Annotated in this window: 16 protein-coding genes; 5 read left to right on the top strand and 11 right to left on the bottom strand. The window is 44.7% G+C overall.

Translation table 11 applies throughout. From position 1 onward, the window contains the following. Positions 1 to 62 precede the first annotated feature (62 nt). The 4 genes from ybaK to dut are packed head-to-tail and all read left to right on the top strand — an operon-like array spanning position 63 to position 4,602. Entirely contained in the window at positions 63 to 545 is a 483-nt protein-coding gene (gene ybaK / locus H8706_RS08195) for a Cys-tRNA(Pro) deacylase (protein ID WP_262432214.1), read from the top strand. Further along, entirely contained in the window at positions 542 to 2,257 is a 1,716-nt protein-coding gene (locus H8706_RS08190) for an ABC transporter ATP-binding protein (RefSeq protein ID WP_262432213.1), read from the top strand. Before ybaK ends, H8706_RS08190 begins: the two co-directional genes overlap by 4 nt. A 12-nt stretch (positions 2,258 to 2,269) precedes the next feature. After that, positions 2,270 to 4,138 carry an ABC transporter ATP-binding protein gene (locus H8706_RS08185; RefSeq protein WP_262432212.1) on the top strand — a complete coding sequence of 623 codons (1,869 nt, stop codon included), beginning with the start codon at positions 2,270 to 2,272 and terminating at the stop codon, positions 4,136 to 4,138. A gap of 23 nt (positions 4,139 to 4,161) precedes the next feature. Continuing rightward, positions 4,162 to 4,602 carry a dUTP diphosphatase gene (gene dut, locus H8706_RS08180; protein WP_262432211.1) on the top strand — a complete coding sequence of 147 codons (441 nt, stop codon included), beginning with the start codon at positions 4,162 to 4,164 and terminating at the stop codon, positions 4,600 to 4,602. 56 nt (positions 4,603 to 4,658) lie between these two features. On the opposite strand, the gene H8706_RS08175 is transcribed toward dut, so the two are convergent. After that, positions 4,659 to 5,297, bottom strand: coding sequence for a DUF975 family protein (locus H8706_RS08175; RefSeq protein ID WP_262432210.1), 639 nt, complete (start codon positions 5,295 to 5,297; stop codon positions 4,659 to 4,661). A gap of 136 nt (positions 5,298 to 5,433) precedes the next feature. On the opposite strand from H8706_RS08175, the gene H8706_RS08170 reads away from it, so the two are divergent. Next, the gene (locus tag H8706_RS08170; RefSeq protein WP_262432209.1) at positions 5,434 to 6,789 is read left to right on the top strand and encodes an aminopeptidase; all 1,356 of its coding nucleotides are present in this window, start codon (positions 5,434 to 5,436) and stop codon (positions 6,787 to 6,789) included. Positions 6,790 to 6,852: 63 nt separating this feature from the next. Here the strand turns inward: H8706_RS08170 and H8706_RS08165 are convergent, their stop codons facing one another. From H8706_RS08165 to rpmE (H8706_RS08120), 10 genes are all read right to left on the bottom strand, one after another. After that, positions 6,853 to 8,028, bottom strand: coding sequence for a glycoside hydrolase family 130 protein (locus H8706_RS08165; protein WP_178348314.1), 1,176 nt, complete (start codon positions 8,026 to 8,028; stop codon positions 6,853 to 6,855). Between the two features lie 172 nt (positions 8,029 to 8,200). Next, positions 8,201 to 10,510 (bottom strand): S-layer homology domain-containing protein, encoded by a 2,310-nt coding sequence (locus H8706_RS08160; protein ID WP_262432208.1) that lies wholly within the window; start codon positions 10,508 to 10,510, stop codon positions 8,201 to 8,203. Between the two features lie 31 nt (positions 10,511 to 10,541). Then, positions 10,542 to 11,726: an ABC transporter permease gene (locus tag H8706_RS08155; RefSeq protein ID WP_262432207.1), complete on the bottom strand. Its 1,185-nt coding sequence runs from the start codon at positions 11,724 to 11,726 to the stop codon at positions 10,542 to 10,544. Next, positions 11,723 to 12,460, bottom strand: a complete 738-nt coding sequence (locus H8706_RS08150) for an ABC transporter ATP-binding protein (protein WP_178348311.1) — start codon at positions 12,458 to 12,460, stop codon at positions 11,723 to 11,725. Before H8706_RS08150 ends, H8706_RS08155 begins: the two co-directional genes overlap by 4 nt. A 30-nt stretch (positions 12,461 to 12,490) precedes the next feature. Then, positions 12,491 to 14,344: an efflux RND transporter periplasmic adaptor subunit gene (locus H8706_RS08145; protein WP_262432206.1), complete on the bottom strand. Its 1,854-nt coding sequence runs from the start codon at positions 14,342 to 14,344 to the stop codon at positions 12,491 to 12,493. A 37-nt stretch (positions 14,345 to 14,381) separates the two neighbouring features. Then, complete coding sequence (locus tag H8706_RS08140; RefSeq protein ID WP_262432205.1) at positions 14,382 to 15,782, bottom strand: sensor histidine kinase; 1,401 nt, start codon at positions 15,780 to 15,782, stop codon at positions 14,382 to 14,384. After that, entirely contained in the window at positions 15,779 to 16,471 is a 693-nt protein-coding gene (locus H8706_RS08135) for a response regulator transcription factor (RefSeq protein ID WP_178348308.1), read from the bottom strand. The genes H8706_RS08140 and H8706_RS08135 overlap by 4 nt, the downstream gene beginning before the upstream one ends. A 195-nt stretch (positions 16,472 to 16,666) precedes the next feature. Further along, on the bottom strand, positions 16,667 to 16,870 hold the full coding sequence (rpmE, locus tag H8706_RS08130) for a 50S ribosomal protein L31 (RefSeq protein WP_178348307.1): 204 nt from the start codon (positions 16,868 to 16,870) through the stop codon (positions 16,667 to 16,669). Between the two features lie 90 nt (positions 16,871 to 16,960). Then, positions 16,961 to 17,110 carry a hypothetical protein gene (locus H8706_RS08125; RefSeq protein ID WP_262432204.1) on the bottom strand — a complete coding sequence of 50 codons (150 nt, stop codon included), beginning with the start codon at positions 17,108 to 17,110 and terminating at the stop codon, positions 16,961 to 16,963. Further along, a partial coding sequence (gene rpmE / locus H8706_RS08120) for a 50S ribosomal protein L31 (protein ID WP_262432252.1) occupies positions 17,073 to 17,168 on the bottom strand: 96 nt, incomplete at its 5' end. The genes H8706_RS08125 and rpmE (H8706_RS08120), both read right to left, overlap by 38 nt.

The raw sequence follows: 17,168 nt of genomic DNA, 5'->3' as shown, positions 1-17,168 counted from the left end.
TTTCACGCACCTATCACAAAACAGGAATATAATGTAAACAATGCAAATTTGGAGTGAAAAACATGGTAAAAACAAACGCAATGCGCCTTCTCGATAAGGCAAAAATCAAATATGACACCATTGAATACGAGGTTGACGAAAACGATTTGTCGGGCGTGACAATCGCAAAAAAAGCAAACCTCGACGACAAAATGGTTTTCAAAACCCTCGTCGCAAAAGGCGACAAAACGGGTTATCTTGTGTTTTGCATACCCGTTGCAAAAGAGGTTGACCTCAAAAAAGCGGCGAAAATAAGCGGAAACAAGAAAATCGAAATGGTGCACGTTAAAGACCTGCTTGGTCTTACCGGTTATATCAGAGGCGGTTGTTCGCCCGTCGGAATGAAGAAAAAATTTGACACGTATTTTGATGAAACGTGCAAAAACTTTGAAAAAATCACCGTTTCGGCAGGCGTAAGAGGCTGTCAGCTTCTTCTTAACACCAGCGATATAACAAAATTCACCAACGCAAAAATTAACTCTCTCACTATGGAGGAATGTGAATGAAAAAGCTTATGCGCCTTGTTGGCGAATATAAAACCGCGGCGTTTTTAACACCGCTATTTGTTATTTTTGAGGTTGTTCTCGAAATATACATTCCTTTTCTTATGTCTAAAATCATTGACGTCGGCATAAAAAACAGCGATATGGCATATGTGTCAAAAATAGGCGGACTGATGATTTTGATGTCGCTTTTGGCACTCTTTTTCGGTGCGATGTCGGGACGTTTTGCCGCAGTTGCAAGTATGGGCTTCGGCAAAAACGTGCGAAAGACATTGTTTTATAAGCTTCAGGAATTTTCGTTTTCAAATATCGACAAATATTCCACACCGTCGCTTATCACACGTCTTACAACCGATATAACAAACCTTCAGAACGCGTTTATGATGATTACGAGAATGCTTGTCCGCTCCCCCGTTATGCTGGTGGGCGCAACTTTTATGGCAGTGCGCATAAATTCGCGTCTTGCAATGATTTTCTTTATTGCAATTCCTATTCTTGCCGTTGCTCTTATCTTCATCAGCACGCGCGCGTTTCCGCGTTTTAAAGAAATGCTCAAACGCTACGACTTTATGAACTCGTCGGTTCAGGAGGATTTAACCTCTATCCGCGTTGTAAAAACATATGTACGAGAGGACTACGAGAACAAAAAGTTTGCGGACAGCGCAAGAAGTCTTAAAAACGCGCAGGTCGGCGCGGAAAAACTTATCATTATGAACGCGCCTTTTATGCAGTTTATAATGTATTCCTGTATGATTTCCATTTCGTGGTTCGGCGGAAATATGATTATTTCCAAAACTATGGAAGCCGGTCAGCTGATGAGCTTTATAAGCTATGTTACGCAAATTCTTATGTCGCTTATGATGATTTCGTTCGCATTCGTCGGACTTGTTATGTCGCGAGCGTCAATCTCGCGTATTGTTGAGGTTCTCGGCGAGAAAATCGACATTACAGATGATGAAAACGACGAAAATCTCACCGTAAAAGAAGGCTCGGTTGAATTTAAAAACGTGTCGTTCAAATACGGCAAGGACAGCGAAAATTACAACATTGAAAACATCAGCCTTAAAATAAATCCCGGCGAAACCGTGGGAATTATCGGCGGTACGGGAAGTGCAAAAACCACGCTCGTCAGCCTTATTCCGCGCCTCTACGACGTAAACGGCGGCGAGGTTTTGGTTGGCGGTGAGGACGTAAGAAAATACAAAATCAAAAATCTGCGCAGTGCGGTTGCAATGGTATTGCAGAAAAATACACTTTTTTCGGGAAGTATTTCTGACAACATCAAATGGGGCGACCTGAACGCGTCCTACAGCGAGGTTGAGGCGGTCTGTAAGGATGCCGCGGCAGATGATTTTGTAAAATCTTTTCCCGACGGCTACGATACCGATTTGGGTCAGGGCGGTGTTAACGTTTCGGGCGGTCAGAAACAGCGTCTTTGCATTGCGCGCGCACTTTTGAAAAAACCTAAAATCCTCATTCTGGACGACTCCACAAGCGCGGTGGACACTGCGACCGACGCGAAAATCAGAGAAGCTTTCAAAAAGCAGAAGGACACCACCGTTATAATAATCGCGCAAAGAATTACGTCGGTGTGCGAGGCAGACAAAATTATCGTACTGGACGACGGCAAAATTGCCGAGCAGGGTTCGCACGAGGAGCTTATTGCACAGGACGGAATTTACAAAGAACTGTACGAACTTCAAAACAGAAAGTAAAGGAGTGATAATATGCCGCCGTCAAGAAATACAAAACCCGTGCGAAAACCCAAGGACGCGGGCAAGACGATAAAAAGAATTTTAACTTATCTTTTAGACTACAAAATCCACCTTGTATTTGTTGTAATCGGAATAATATTCAGCTCCGTTGCTTCAATTGCAGGTACTTATCTTTTAAAACCGGTTATAAACAACTTAACAAGTTCGGCAGATATTCCGAAACTTGTAAGAACACTTATTCTGATGGGCACATTTTACGCTCTCGGAATTATCGGAACGTTTATGTATAACAGGCTGATGCTCACCATTTCGTCGGGCACGCTCGAAAAAATAAGAGTTCAGCTTTTCACGCATATGCAGTCACTGCCGATAAAATATTTCGACACGCATACGCACGGCGAGCTTATGAGCCGTTTTACAAGCGATACCGACACTATGCGCGAAATGTTAAGTCAAAGTATTCCCCAGCTTTTTACGTCGGTAATTTCGGTAATCGGCGTATTTACGGCAATGCTTGTTTTAAGCCCGATTTTAACTCTTCTCGTTATCGCAATGCTGTTTTTGATACTTGCAGTAATCAAGAAAATCGGCGCAAAAAGCTCGGTTTATTTTAAAGAACAGCAACGCGAAATCGGCAAGGTTAACGGATATATCGAAGAAATGATTGAAGGTCAGAAGGTTGTAAAGGTTTTCTGCCGCGAAAGCAAGGTAAAAGACGATTTTGACGTTATAAACGAAAGCCTTTGCAATGCCGCCACAAGCGCAAATACCTGTGCAAACATTCTTATGCCGATTATGGGAAATCTTTCGTATATGCACTATGCAATCACCGCCGCAGCAGGCGCGTTTCTGGTGATAAAAGGCGTTATCGGCGATATCGGAACAATCGCGTCGTTTTTGCAGTTTACGCGTTCGTTCTCACAGCCTATCACGCAGATGTCACAGCAGTTTAACTCGGTTCTTTCCGCACTTGCCGGCGCAGAGAGAATTTTTGAGGTACTGGACGAAAAAAGCGAGGATGACAACGGAAACGTTACTCTCGTTAAGGCTGAAAAGAAAGACGGAAGAATTGTTGAGTCGGATAAATATACAGGAATGTGGGCGTGGAAAATCCCCGAAAAAACGGGCGGATTTTCGTATATCAGGCTTAAAGGCGACGTAAGATTTCACAACGTTACTTTCGGCTACGAGGAAAACAAAACCGTCCTTAACGATGTTTCGCTTTATGCAAAACCGGGACAGAAAATCGCATTTGTCGGCTCGACGGGCGCGGGAAAAACCACAATTACGAACCTTATAAACAGGTTTTACGACGTTCCCGACGGCAAAATCACCTACGACGGAATTAACATCAACAAAATAAAAAAAGCCGATTTGCGCCGTTCGCTCGCGTTTGTTCTTCAGGACACCCACCTTTTTACGGGCACGGTTAAAGAAAACATTCGCTACGGCAATCTTTACGCGTCCGATGAGGATGTTGTAAACGCGGCAAAGCTTGCAAACGCTCATTCGTTTATAATGCACCTTCCGAAAGGTTATGACACTCACCTTTCGTCGGACGGCGCGAACCTCAGCCAGGGACAGCGTCAGCTTTTGTCAATCGCGCGCGCCGCGGTGGCAAATCCGCCTGTGCTTGTGCTCGACGAGGCGACAAGCTCGATTGATACACGAACCGAAAGCCTTATCGAAAAAGGTATGGACTCGCTTATGCACGGCAGAACGGTGTTTGTAATTGCGCACAGGCTTTCAACGGTCAGAAATTCCGACGCAATTATGGTGCTTGAAAACGGCTCTGTTATAGAACGCGGAAACCACGAGGAGCTTATAGCACAAAAAGGCAAATATTACAGCCTTTATACCGGCGCGTTTGAATTATCGTAAATTTTTGCACTATGGAGGACAAAATGGAAAAGACAAAAGTTAAATTTATTAAACTGAACGAAAACGCAGTTGTTCCGACCTACGGCACGCAGTACAGCGCGGGCGCAGACCTTTATGCGTCGGAGGAATGTGAAATCGGCGCGGGAAAAACCGTTATGGTGCACACCGCGCTTGCAATGGAAATTCCCGAGGGTTTCGGAGGATTTGTGTTTGCAAGAAGCGGTCTTGCAACAAAAAGAGGTCTTGCACCGGCGAACAAAGTCGGCGTTATCGACTCGGACTACCGCGGTGAAATTATGGTTTCGCTCTATAATCAGTCGGGCGAAACGCAGGTTGTCGCAAAAGGCGAAAGAATTGCACAGCTTGTTATTATACCGTATATCACGGCGAAATTTATCGAATCCGACGCGCTTTCCGAAACAGTCCGCGGTGAGGGCGGTTTCGGCTCGACGGGAAGAAAATAATAATTTAAGCAAAAAATAAAAGGCCTGCTGTGTGCAAGCCTTTTATTTTTTTAATCTTACTCTTCGTAAAACGCACCGCTGTCGGAAGACGCGGTTTCGGTTGCCGTGCCCTGATACATATTTGTATAACCGCCCGACAAACTTTTATAGAAATTAGCAACTGTAAGGTTCATATAAGGACCAACATAAATTCCTGCAATGCCGAGCGTTATATAAACCAAAAATAACCACGGTATAAACGAAAGATAAAGCACAAACAAGTCAAATTTATGACCGTGCATCATTCTTTTACTCTGTGTTATCGCGTCAAGCGGTGACATTTCGGGATTTTCCGCAAGTATGTACGGCGCCATTGAATATGAATAACCTTTTATAATTCCCGGAATTACCAGCAAAAGCGACCACAAAGCTATAAATATGCCCATCAGCAAATAAAGCAGAATGGATTTAACGAAATTAACCTTAAATCCGCCGAACACTTTTTCAACCTTTGCCTCTCTGCCCTCGGTCAAGCCGAGATAAATCATCGTCATACCAAGCTCAAACGGCGGTACAACAAGAAGCGATGCAATACCGTACGATAACGCAACGCATACTGCGGTTATAAGTCCCATAATAAGCGTGCACACAAACAGCACACCTATGTTTCCGCGCAGCTGTGACCTTGCATTGCTTTTTAATGTAAATCTTTCCATACACCAAACCACCTTTTTAAATTCTTTTTTTCATTATACATTTTATGCGATAAATTGTCAATTACAAATTTTTTATAAAAAATGTTGTAAAATTTTTCATTTTGTATTACAATATAGTAAGAAAGGACTGATAACTATGGAAAAAACTGTATGGAACACAATCGACCGCAAAAAAGCATATGATTTCGCGTCGGACTACATTACTTTTTTAAATAAATCGAAAACTGAAAGGCTCTGCACCGATTACAGCCTTTATCTTGCGGAGAAAAAAGGTTTTACCGAGCTTGACAACGCAAAAACGTTAAAACCCGGTGACAAGGTTTATGCCGTAAACCGCGGAAAAAGCATTGTTTTTGCGATTATCGGAAAAGACGATATTTTAAACGGAATTAACCTTGTGGCGGCGCATATCGACTCGCCCAGGCTCGATTTAAAACCCAACCCCGTTTATGAGGATTTGGGCATTGCAATGGCAAAAACCCACTACTACGGCGGTATTAAAAAATACCAGTGGACAACCATTCCGCTCTCGCTTATCGGCACGGTTGTAAAAGAAAACGGCGAAATTGTTGAGGTTAACATCGGCGAGGACGATGACGACCCCGTATTCACAATCACCGACCTTCTCCCCCACCTTGCGGCTGACCAGATGTCCAAGAAAATGGGACAGTTTATGTCGGGCGAAGATTTGAACGCGGTTCTCGGCTCGCTCCCGAACGGCGACGAAAAAGACAAGGTGAAAGGTGCAATTCTTGCGCTTTTAAAAGATAAATACGGTATTGACGAAGAAGATTTCATAAGCTCCGAGCTTGTGTTTGTGCCGTCGTTCAAGGCAAAAAGCGTAGGTCTTGACTCCTCTTTTGTAGGAAGCTACGGTCAGGACGACAGAGTGTGCGCATACACATCTTTTGAGGCGATTTTGAACATTGAAAATCCCGAAAAAACCTGCGTTTGCTACCTTGCGGACAAAGAGGAAATCGGAAGTATGGGCTCGACGGGAACAAAATCAAGATTTTTGGAAACGTTCGTCGCTCATCTTATAAATTCGGTTAAGGGCGGTTACAACGAGCTTTATTTGAAAGACTGCTTCAGCGCGTCAAAATGCCTTTCTGCGGACGTTACGGCAGGCTACGACCCCAACTACAAGAGTGTGTGCGAAGAACAAAACAGCGCGTATATGGGAGGCGGTTTGTGCATTTGCAAATACACGGGCGCGCGCGGAAAGAGCGGAACCTCCGATGCGAACGCTGAATTTGTGGGCGAAATAAGAAGAATTTTCAATTCAAACAACGTTAAATGGCAGATTGCCGAGCTTGGCAAGGTTGACCAGGGCGGCGGCGGAACGGTTGCGCAGTACATTGCAAATATGAACATTGAAACGCTCGACTGCGGTGTGCCGATTTTGTCTATGCATTCGCCGTTTGAACTTGCTTCAAAGGCTGATATTTATATGGGTTATCTCGGCTACAAAGCGTTTTTGGAAAGCAAGTAAAATATAAAAAATTACGGTACGCAAGGTGAAACTCGCGTACCGTTTTTTTATGTATTTTAAAAATTATTCGTTGTAAAAATCTTTGTTATCGTCTATAAGACGGCAAATCGTCTTAACGCTCTCGTGCGTATTAAAGCCGTCGGCAGGAGTGTTTTTGCAGTAGTCAACCATTTTGTCAACCGTTGTGGACGCAACCTGCAAACGAGTGTCGGCGGACGCATAGTAAATAAAAATATTGCCGTCGTTGTCAACAACCGCGCCGTTTGAGAATACACAGCCCGAAACGTCGCCCTCGCGCTCTTTTCCTTTAGGTGCGATAAAATATCCGCCGGGGCTGTAAATAACCTTTGTGGGGTCGTCAAGCGCGGTCATAAAGCAATAGAGAACGTATCGCAAGCCTGCCGCGTTCATACGCACGCCGTGTGCTATATGCAGCCAGCCGTCTTTTGTTTTGATAGGCGTTGCGCCCGCGCCGTTTTTAACCTCTTTAACGGTGTGATAAATTCTCGCGTCTATGATTTTTTCATCTTTAATCTCGGCATTTTCCATACTGTCAACCAGCGCGGCACCGATACCGCCGCCGCTGCCGACGTCGATAAATCCGTCGGACGGACGGGTATAAAGAAGATATTTTCCGTCGATAAATTCGGGGTGGAGCATAACGTTTCTCTGCTGTGTAGGCGACTTCAAATCGGGAAGTCTTTCCCAGCTGTCGAGGTCTTTTGTGCGGACTATACCGCATTTTGCAACCGCGGAAGATGTATCGTCCACGCTGAAATCTTTTCTTTCACTGCAGAAAAGTCCGTAAATCCAGCCGTCCTCGTGCTTTGTAAGACGCATATCGTAAACGTTTGTGTCCATTTCGTCGGTTTCGGGCAGTTTAATGGGTTTTTCTCTGAATTTAAAGCCGTCAATGCCGTTGTCACTCTCGGCAACCGCAAAATACGATTTTCTGTCGTTGCCCTCAACTCTTGCAACAAGCACATATTTTCCGTTTAAGAAAATTCCGCCCGCGTTGAGAATGGCGTTTACTCTTATTCTTTCGAGAAACATAGGATTTCGCTCATATGAATAGTCAAATCTCCAGTTGAGCGGAATGTCCTCGCGCATAAGCGCAGGGTATTCGTAGCGGTTAAAAACGCCGTTTATGCTGAATTTTTTTCTGTTTTTCCGTCCCGTAACCGCTCTGTGATTTTCGGTTACTTCTTTTATTCTGTTTTCAAAGTATTCTCTGCTCATTTTTACCTCCGTAATTCTTATTATACCGCTATTATATCAGTCAAAAATAATGTATAATATAACCAAATCAACTAGTTTGTTGCAAATATTACGTTTTCCAAAAATTTTTTGCACAAAAAAAGACCGTGCAAATCAGAGTGATATGCATGGTCTTTTTTTTATTTTTCAAACATCATACTTTTTTCGCGACGATAATTCTTACTCTGCCGCCTTTCGACTCTGCTTTGTCGGCATAAACCGAAATGCCCTTGTAGCTTGCGAGATTTTCCGCAACGGTGTCTATCGGTGTGATAAGATATTTATATCCGCTGTTGTCGTAGGTCATTGTGTAAACAATAACATCGCTTGCGAGCGCATATTTTGTGTTGCCGACGGTAATGCTCGAGCTTGTAAGCTCTCTCACATTACCCGTGATTGCGTTCATAGACTTAACGTTGTCAACCGTCTGTCCCGAAAGCACAAGCTTTGCGCCCTCGCCTGCCGATACGGGGAGCGAACGTCCCGTATCTGTGTAAGTTGTGCCGTTCGAGTCAAATGTATACTGATAACCGCGGACATCAACCTTGCCGTCAGCGTCTTTTGAGGTTTTAACCTTTGCAGTCACCGCGTAGGTATACATATCACCCGTAACGTCTTTTAGAATCATCTTTTCAATCTCGCCGGCGGCGCTTTTTTCAACATAAACAACATTGCTTGCCGAAAGGTCAACGCCGTCGAGTCTTTGCAGATAAACTTTAGCGTAAAGCGTGGGTTCGTCCTCATATGTTGTGCTTACGTCGAGAATTTGAACATTCTCCGAAACGGCGGTTTTGCCTATTTTCATTTTGCTTGCGTTAACCGTGCCGAGCGCCTCGGAAACTGTAATTCTCGTTGCCTTGCCCTCACCGTTTGCAAATGTCATATTAACCGCTGTGTTTTTAAGCGCCGAATAATTTTTGTCGGTTTTATATTCGTTTTCAACACCGTCGGTGGTAACGATTTTCGCATAAAATGCTGAATAATCGTTGTTGTTGCTGTCTTTGTATATCTTACTGCCCGTTTCGGTGAGGTATCCCACAACGCTCGACGATACACTGCCTGCCGAGATTGCGTCAGCAATTTTTCCGCTTCTGCCGATAAGAACGGTAACTGTATCACCGAATTTAAGTGTTCCCGACGACGAAAGTTTGTTGTATGCGGCCGCGCCCTCAAGTTCATATGTCACGCCCGAAATTTTAACGCTTGTCGGGTTGTCGCGCGTGGGCGACGCGTCCTCATAAACGCCGGTAACCTTTTTGGAGTATGCAAGCACCATATTTACGCCCCTGCTGTAATATACAATGTCGTTCGTCTTGATGTCGCCTGACGTGCATTTTACACCGTCGCGCACGATAAACGCGCTTGAAATGTCGCTTACGCCGAGGCTTGACGCCCAGCCCGTATTTGAAACGGTAACGGGGCCTTGCAGCGTGCCCTCATTATAGATAAGGTAATCCACCGCGCCGAAATCGTCGTATCGGACGGTTATTTCGTCACCCATTGCAAGCTTTGCCTTAACCGCCGAAAAACTGCTCTGTTTTCCGCCCTCGTAAACGTCAAGACCGTCTTTGAAGGTGATTTCCTTTATGGTTCCGTTGTCGTGAACCAGCACCTTGTCGTCCAGCACAGAATAAACCGCATATGTTTTTGTGGTATACTCCGTGTTCGGCATAAACGCAATAAGCTCGTCGCCGTCTTTTATAATTCCGTCGCCCTTTTTGCCGAGCATATCAAGGTTTAAACCTTTGCCGATTTTATACGTTCCTCCGCTGGTTGCAATTTTGTTTGCGCCGACAGACGAATCCTCTTTCGACGTTGCAACAAGGATAATATCTTCTTTTACCGCGCAGTTGAAAACGCTCATATATTTCTCGGTTGACGAAACGGGAGTCGATTTTGTTTTGCAGTTTAAAAGGTTGTAAACCAAAATAACCGCCTCGCGTCTTGTGAGATACGAGCCAATCTGCGACTGCATATTGTCAACAAGATTTATATTTTTTGCAATGCCGTAAGGACCGTACGGCCACGAAGAGCCGAAATCGGAATTTTCATAGCCGAGAAGCTTTAAAAATACCGTTATTGCCTCCTCAAAAAGCACGTTTTGGTCGGGACGGAAACTTGCGTCCTCATAGCCGTTGACATACTTGTTTGAAAGCGCTGCCTTAACGTAGGGCGCCGCCCAGTGTGTATACGGGACGTCTTTAAAAGGCGAAACCGAAAGCGACGCGGCAACGCTGTTTCTGTGCTCCGACGCGGCAACCGCGATTTTTGAAAATTCCGCCCTTGTCACAAGGTCGTCAAGACGGTAATTTCCGTCGGGGTCGCCGTTTATAATGTTAAAGCTTGAAATAAAGCTTATGTAATTCTCAATATCAGCCTCGTTTAACTCACCGTCCGCGAAAACACAAACCGACGACAAAACAATGCAGAGCGCAAGAATTACCGAAATACTTTTCTTAATCATTTACCTTTCTCCTTCCGAATGGGGTGGTATGTTAGTCGTATCTTAAAGCGTCAATAGGATTGAGCGCCGCGGCCTTTTTCGCCGGGAAATATCCGAACATTACGCCGATGAGCGCCGAAACCGTAAAGGACAAAAGCACCGACGGAATTGACACAACGGGGCTTAAATCCGGCACAAACCGCAGTGCAAAGCACCCGACCACGCCAAGCAGAATACCGAGTATTCCGCCTATCGAGCTTGTTGTGATAGCCTCAACAACAAACTGGCTCATTATATCCCACGGCGCCGCGCCGAGCGATTTTCTTATGCCGATTTCGCGCGTTCTTTCCGTTACCGATACGAGCATAATATTCATAATTCCTATACCGCCTACCAAGAGTGATACACCTGCAACGCACGCGCCCATAAGGCTCATTTTACTTGTCATATCGTTTATTGTGTCAACAAGGCTTGACATATTCATAACGTTGTATGCGTCGCTGTCGTTGAATATTTTGTAAAGATAACTTTCTATTGCCGCCTGTGCCTCGGTTGCAACGTCTTTATTCGCCGCGCAGAAGGTATATGCGCTTATTGCAAACGTGCCCGAAAGCTTCTGTGCTATGGTGTACGGAATAATTATCGCGTCGTCCTCCGATGACTCGGTGCTGTCTGCCTGCTCCTCCATAACACCGACAATTTTAAAATTGCGTCCGTTTATTTTAATTTCGTTGCCTATTGCATTTTCCGCCGTGCCGTACAGACTGTTTGCGACATATGTACCGACAACGCAGTTTAAAAGACGGTCGCGGCAGTCGAGATACTGCAAATCTCTGCCGTATTCGGCTTTTTTGTTGGCAATGGCGGAATAGTTTTCGTTTACGCCGGTAACCGAGGTTGTATCAAGATTTTCCGAACCCGATTTCACCACTGCGCCCGAAATGCTTATCGACGGCGTCATACCCGACAAAAGCGTCGGATTTTCGTCCACAAGATTTTGCATATCGTCAATATCAATGCTTCTGTTTCCGCCTCGTCCGCGCACCGAAACGATAATGTTCGTCGCGCCCATACTTTCAAATTCGTCCATAACCATCTGCGTCATACCGTTGATTACACCGACGATTATTATAACCGCGCCGACGCCGATAATTATACCGAGCATTGTAAGAAAGGAGCGCATTTTACTGCCCATAAGGCTTTTTACAGCCAGTGTCAGCGATTGTTTGATACTCAAACCGCATCAGCTCCTTCGCTTAATTTTTCCTTTTCAAGTTTCATTTCCGCAACAATATCCTCATTGACAACATCGGATATAATTTTGCCGTCCTGAATACGCACGGTGCGCTTGGTTTGCGCCGCAATGGAATTATCGTGCGTGATAAGCACTATTGTTGTGCCCTCAAGATTAAGCTTTTTCAAAAGTGCAAGAACATCTTTGCCCGTTTTTGAGTCCAGCGCACCGGTAGGCTCGTCGGCAAGAATTACCGGCGGACTGCCTGCAAGCGCACGCGCTATGGAAACCCTCTGCTGCTGACCTCCCGAAAGCTGGGAAGGATATTTTGTGAGCCTGTCGCCCAGTCCTACCCTTTCGAGCGCCGCCTTTGCAAGCTCCCGCCTTTTGGACGGTGCCATTCTGCGGTATATCAGCGGAAGTTCAACGTTTTCTATAAGATTAAGCTTCGGGATAAGATTATACTGCTGAAAAACAAATCCCAACTCCTTGTTGCGTATGTAAGCAAGCTCTTTTTCGCTCATTTTGCTTACGTCGTTTCCGTGGAGATAATACTCTCCTCTCGTCGGAATATCAAGACAGCCGATAATGTTCATACAAGTGGATTTACCCGAGCCGGACGAGCCGACGATAGAGGTAAATTCTCCCTGACCGACGAACAGCGAAACGTCATCTAAAGCGCGTATTTCACTGTCGCCGTCGGTGTATATTTTAAAAACGTGTTTTAATTCAATCATACGCCTCTCCCTTATGACATTATTTTAATATCAGCCTCTGGGACCGCCGCCTCCGCCTCCGGGACCGCCGTCACCGCCGCCCGAGGGAGGTCCGCCCTGGGGACCGCCGCCGCCTCCGCCCATCATCATTCCGAAGCCGGAAGATACGGTTACATCGGGAAGAACTACCGTGTCGCCCTCGTTAAGACCTGCCTTGATTTCAACATAATCGTCGTCGGTAAGTCCCGTTTCAACGAATACTGCCTTGTATCCGTCGGGAATATCAAGATTTCGGAGGAAAGGACTGTCACTGTTTGATGCCGGCTGACCTTTGCCGTTACCCTTGCCGTCCGATTTTGCGCCGTTTGTATCGGGTGCGCCGTTTGCGCCCGACGGCATTTTCTGCTCAACGCCGTCCGAGTCGGTTTTTGCTATAACAACGTTTCCGCGTCGGAGTGCCGAAACGGGTATTCTCAAAACGTTTTCAACTTTTTCTATAACAATGCTTGCGCTTACGTTCATACCGGGAATAAGCTTATCTTTGTTGTCGCTGTTTACGATAACCGTAACAGGATAGCTTGTTACACCCTGCGAGCTTGTGCCGACAACGCTTACTTTGTCGACAATGCCCGAAAATTCTTCGCCCTCGTATGCGTCGGCGGTAATTGAAACCTCCTGACCGACCTCAATATTCGCAATATCAAGTTCGTCTATGTTCATATCAAATGTGAGAATTGACAAATCCGAAATAATTGCAAGCGGTTTTGTGCTCGACGAGGAATTGTTGTCGATTTTCTCGCCCTGCTTGTAGTTTTTCTGAACGATTTTGCCGTCTATCGGCGCTTTGATGCTGTAATCCTCCAAATCGTCATACAGGCTCTTGAGATTTTCTCTTGCATCGCTCAAACTGTTTTTCGCGTTTTTAACGCTCGAATATGAATTGTCGTAATCAATTCTGAAGATAACGTCGCCCTTGTTTACACGGTCGCCGACCTTGTAATTAAGCGCGTAAACGTCGCCCGTAAGGTTTGCGGTAACAGTCTGCTCTGCCGAACTTTTGAACGTTCCCGAATCATTGCACGCAATGTTGCCGACCATTGCCGTAGCTTTGTCGCCGTCCTTTATCGCGCCGGGGTTGTCAACGCTGATTTCAACGTATTTTACAAGCGAACCCTCGTCCGAAACGGTTGTGCCCGATCCGATATGTGTAACCGTGCCGTTTACCGTGGAGTACGAGTTTTCAAGATTTACCTTTGCGCCCTCGCCCGTGCGGAGTTTTTCCGCATCTTCTGCGATAAACGTAATGGTAAGCTTCATTTTTGAATTATCTTTAATCGTCGCAACCTGTGTGCCGCCGTTGACCTTGTCGCCCTCTTCAACATTGAGCGACGTGATAACGCCCGACGTCGGTGCGGTAACAGTCATATCCTCGTTTGTATCATTATATTTTTTAACCGCGTCCTCGTAGTTTGTTTCAGCGTTTGAAATGGACAAATTCGCCCTGTCTATGCTGGACTGCATATCGCTGGAGTCGATAACGTAAAGAACCTGGTCTTTTTTAACCTCGTCGCCCTCCTCGAAGTTGCACTGAACGATTTCGCCTTTAATGCCGACGCTTGTAACCTCGTACTGGTCGATTGCCTCAATGGTGCCCGAACCCTCGATAATCTTGGTAACGTCGCCTTTTGAAACCGTGTCGGTGTTAAGTTCGCTTTTGTCGGATTTCTTTCCGCACCCTCTGAAAAGCGTTATTATAAGCACCAGTGCCACAAGCACCGCGGTTATTGATATAAGCTTTTTCCTGTTTTTCTTCTGAAACAAATTTTTTGCTCCGTCTTTTGCTTTTGAGGCAATTTCGGATACCGCCTCTTTCGGAGCTTTTTTTACCTTTGCTTCGTCTGCCATTTTTCTACCCCTTTCCTTTAGCCGAAATTATGATGTGCTACATTTTAAACCAAAAATCGCTGCCGTGTCCGACCTCGCTTTTCACACCGTATTCCGCGCCGTGCAGAATGAGAATATTTTTAACTATGGAAAGTCCTATTCCCGTGCCGTTTACACCGCGTTTATGGTTTTTTCCAGTTTTGTAGTATCTGTCCCAAACCTTATCTATTTTATCGGGCGCAATGCCGTCTCCGGTGTCGATAACCTCGAAAAGCACTTTCCCGCCCGTTTGTGTAATTCTTATTTTCACCGTTTTGTCGTCGCCGGTGTAATTTACGGCGTTGTTCAAAAGATTGTATACCACCTGATAAATTTTTGAGTAATCGGCAAAAATCACACAGTCCGGCTCAATTTCGGTGATAAACTCATAGCCTTCGTTTTGCTCCAGCACCGCAAAATTTTTAAGCACCGAGTTTACAATTTCTTTCAAATCGACCTTTTCGCGCTCAAGCGTGTCGATATTCGCCTCCATTTTGGACAAATCCAGAATATCGCCCACGAGATATGTAAGACGGTCGGTTTCGTCTATAATAACGCTCAAATGCTCGTTCCGTTTTTCCTTGTTTTCGCCCGACAAATCGCGCACCATTTCGGCATACGATTTTATGATTGTCAGCGGTGTTTTAAGGTCGTGCGACACATTCGACAAAAGGTCGCGCCGAAGTTCATCGGTCTTTTTAAGCTCCGACGACGCAAAGTTAAGCGTGTCTGCCAAATCCTCTATTTCCCTAAATCCTCCGCCGTCAAAATGCGCGTCGTAGTTGCCCGCGGCAAGCTCGTTTGCCGTTTCTGTGATTTTCACAATCGGCTGTGTAAACCGCTTTGCGGTAAAATACGAAAGTACCAGCGCGATTGCAAGTGACAGAACAGAAACAATGAAAAACTGCGTCCGCAGAATTTTCGCGGTGGAATTGAGCGCCAAAAGCGGTGACTTCATATAAAGATAAAATTCATTGCCGTCGGCGTCATATATTTTCGTCGCATATGACGCAACATTCATTTTAAAATTTTGTTCGGTGTGGCGGTAAATTGCCTCTTCCCTGTTTTCCAAGACTTTGTAAACTTCGTTTTTTTCGCTGTCGTTTATCCATTCGGGACGCGGATGCTTGCGCGTTGAAAGCACATTTCCGTCTTTGTCGAACGCGTAAATCGAAATACCCTGTTCAAACGACTTTCTTTCTATGTATTCGGCAATATGCTCCGACGAAAGCGTTTTGCACGAAACCTTAATTTCGTTTCCGCTCTCGCGCATTTCCCTGCCCTTCATAGTTTTGTAGAACGTACCGAAAAGTATAATCTGAAGTATCCACAAAAGACAAAGAATAAGCATTGTGAATACCGCGAAGTATTTCCACATTCTTATTTTTATGCTCTGCTCGTTTTTTCCGGAATGCGTCATTTTTTAAATTCTCCCCCTTCCTGCGGTTCAAATTTATATCCAAGGCTTCTTAACGTAACAATATAGTCGCGGTATTTTCCGAGACGGCTGCGAAGCATTTTGATGTGAGTGTCAACAGTTCGGTCATCGCCGTAAAAATCATATCCCCAGACGTCACACAAAAGTTTTTCGCGCGAGAGGGCTATATTTTTGTTTTTCGCAAAATAGAAAAGCAAGTCGTATTCTTTCGGCGTAAGGTCAACTCTCACGCCGTCCACAAAAACGTTCCGCGCAGGTATGTCGATAACAAGTCCGCCGTATTCGAGAAGGTCTTTTTTCTCCTCGGCTTTGTTGTTGCGCGAGATAATAACGTTAAGACGAGCCATAAGCTCTTTGGGCGAAAACGGCTTTACAACATAGTCGTCTATGCCTATTTCAAAGCCGAAAAGTTTGTCGTATTCCTCACCGCGTGCAGAAAGCATTAAAACAGGAATATCCTTAAGCTTTTTGATTTCCTTGCACGCCGAAAAACCGTCAAGCTTTGGCATCATAACATCGAGCACAACGGCGTCAAAATCGTTTTGACGGCACATTTCAACCGCTTCCATACCGTTTTCCGCCTCGGCAACTTCATATCCCTCAAACTGCGCGTATTCTTTAATAACTTCTCTGATTTTTTCTTCATCGTCCGCAACGAGAATTCTTTTCATTTTGTTCACCGCCTTTCGGTAATTGCGCCTGATTTTTAAAACCAAGTCTGCATTTTTCCAAGCGTTATGATAATACACTTTTGTGATAAAAACGTGATAAAATTAAAAAAAATTGGCAAAGAACTCTTTTGCCAATTTCCTTTAAATCGCTTTTTAATAATAAAAAATACAATATTTGTTTTGAAAAACAAAACATTATTTGTCCATACCAAATCTCTTTCTGAACTTTTCAACACGTCCGCCGGTGTCAACCAACTTCTGTTTTCCGGTATAGAAAGGATGACATTTCGAGCAAATTTCAACATTGATTTTTTCTCTTGTAGAACGTGTTTCAAACGTTTCACCGCAAGCACATTTTACAACAGCGGTTTTATATTCGGGATGAATTCCTTCCTTCATTTGTTTCACCTCTTTCATACATTTACAAATAAGCAATAATTAGTATATCACAAACTTTTTAAAAAAGCAAGCATTATTTTTAAAATATCGCTATTTTTTTAAAAATCTCTTTATAATATAGTCGTGCGCGGTGTTTTCGAGCGTTGACTCTATGTCGGAAAGCACAAAAGACGCATCTTTATTTGTTTTGAAAAACAAAACATTATTTGTCCATACCAAATCTCTTTCTGAACTTTTCAACACGTCCGCCGGTGTCAACCAACTTCTGTTTTCCGGTATAGAAAGGATGACATTTCGA

The organism is Qingrenia yutianensis, assembly GCF_014385105.1.
GTDB lineage: Bacteria > Bacillota > Clostridia > UMGS1810 > UMGS1810 > Qingrenia > Qingrenia yutianensis.
The sequence above is the reverse complement of the archived record's forward strand: the minus strand, read 5'-3'. Positions and strand labels throughout refer to the sequence as shown.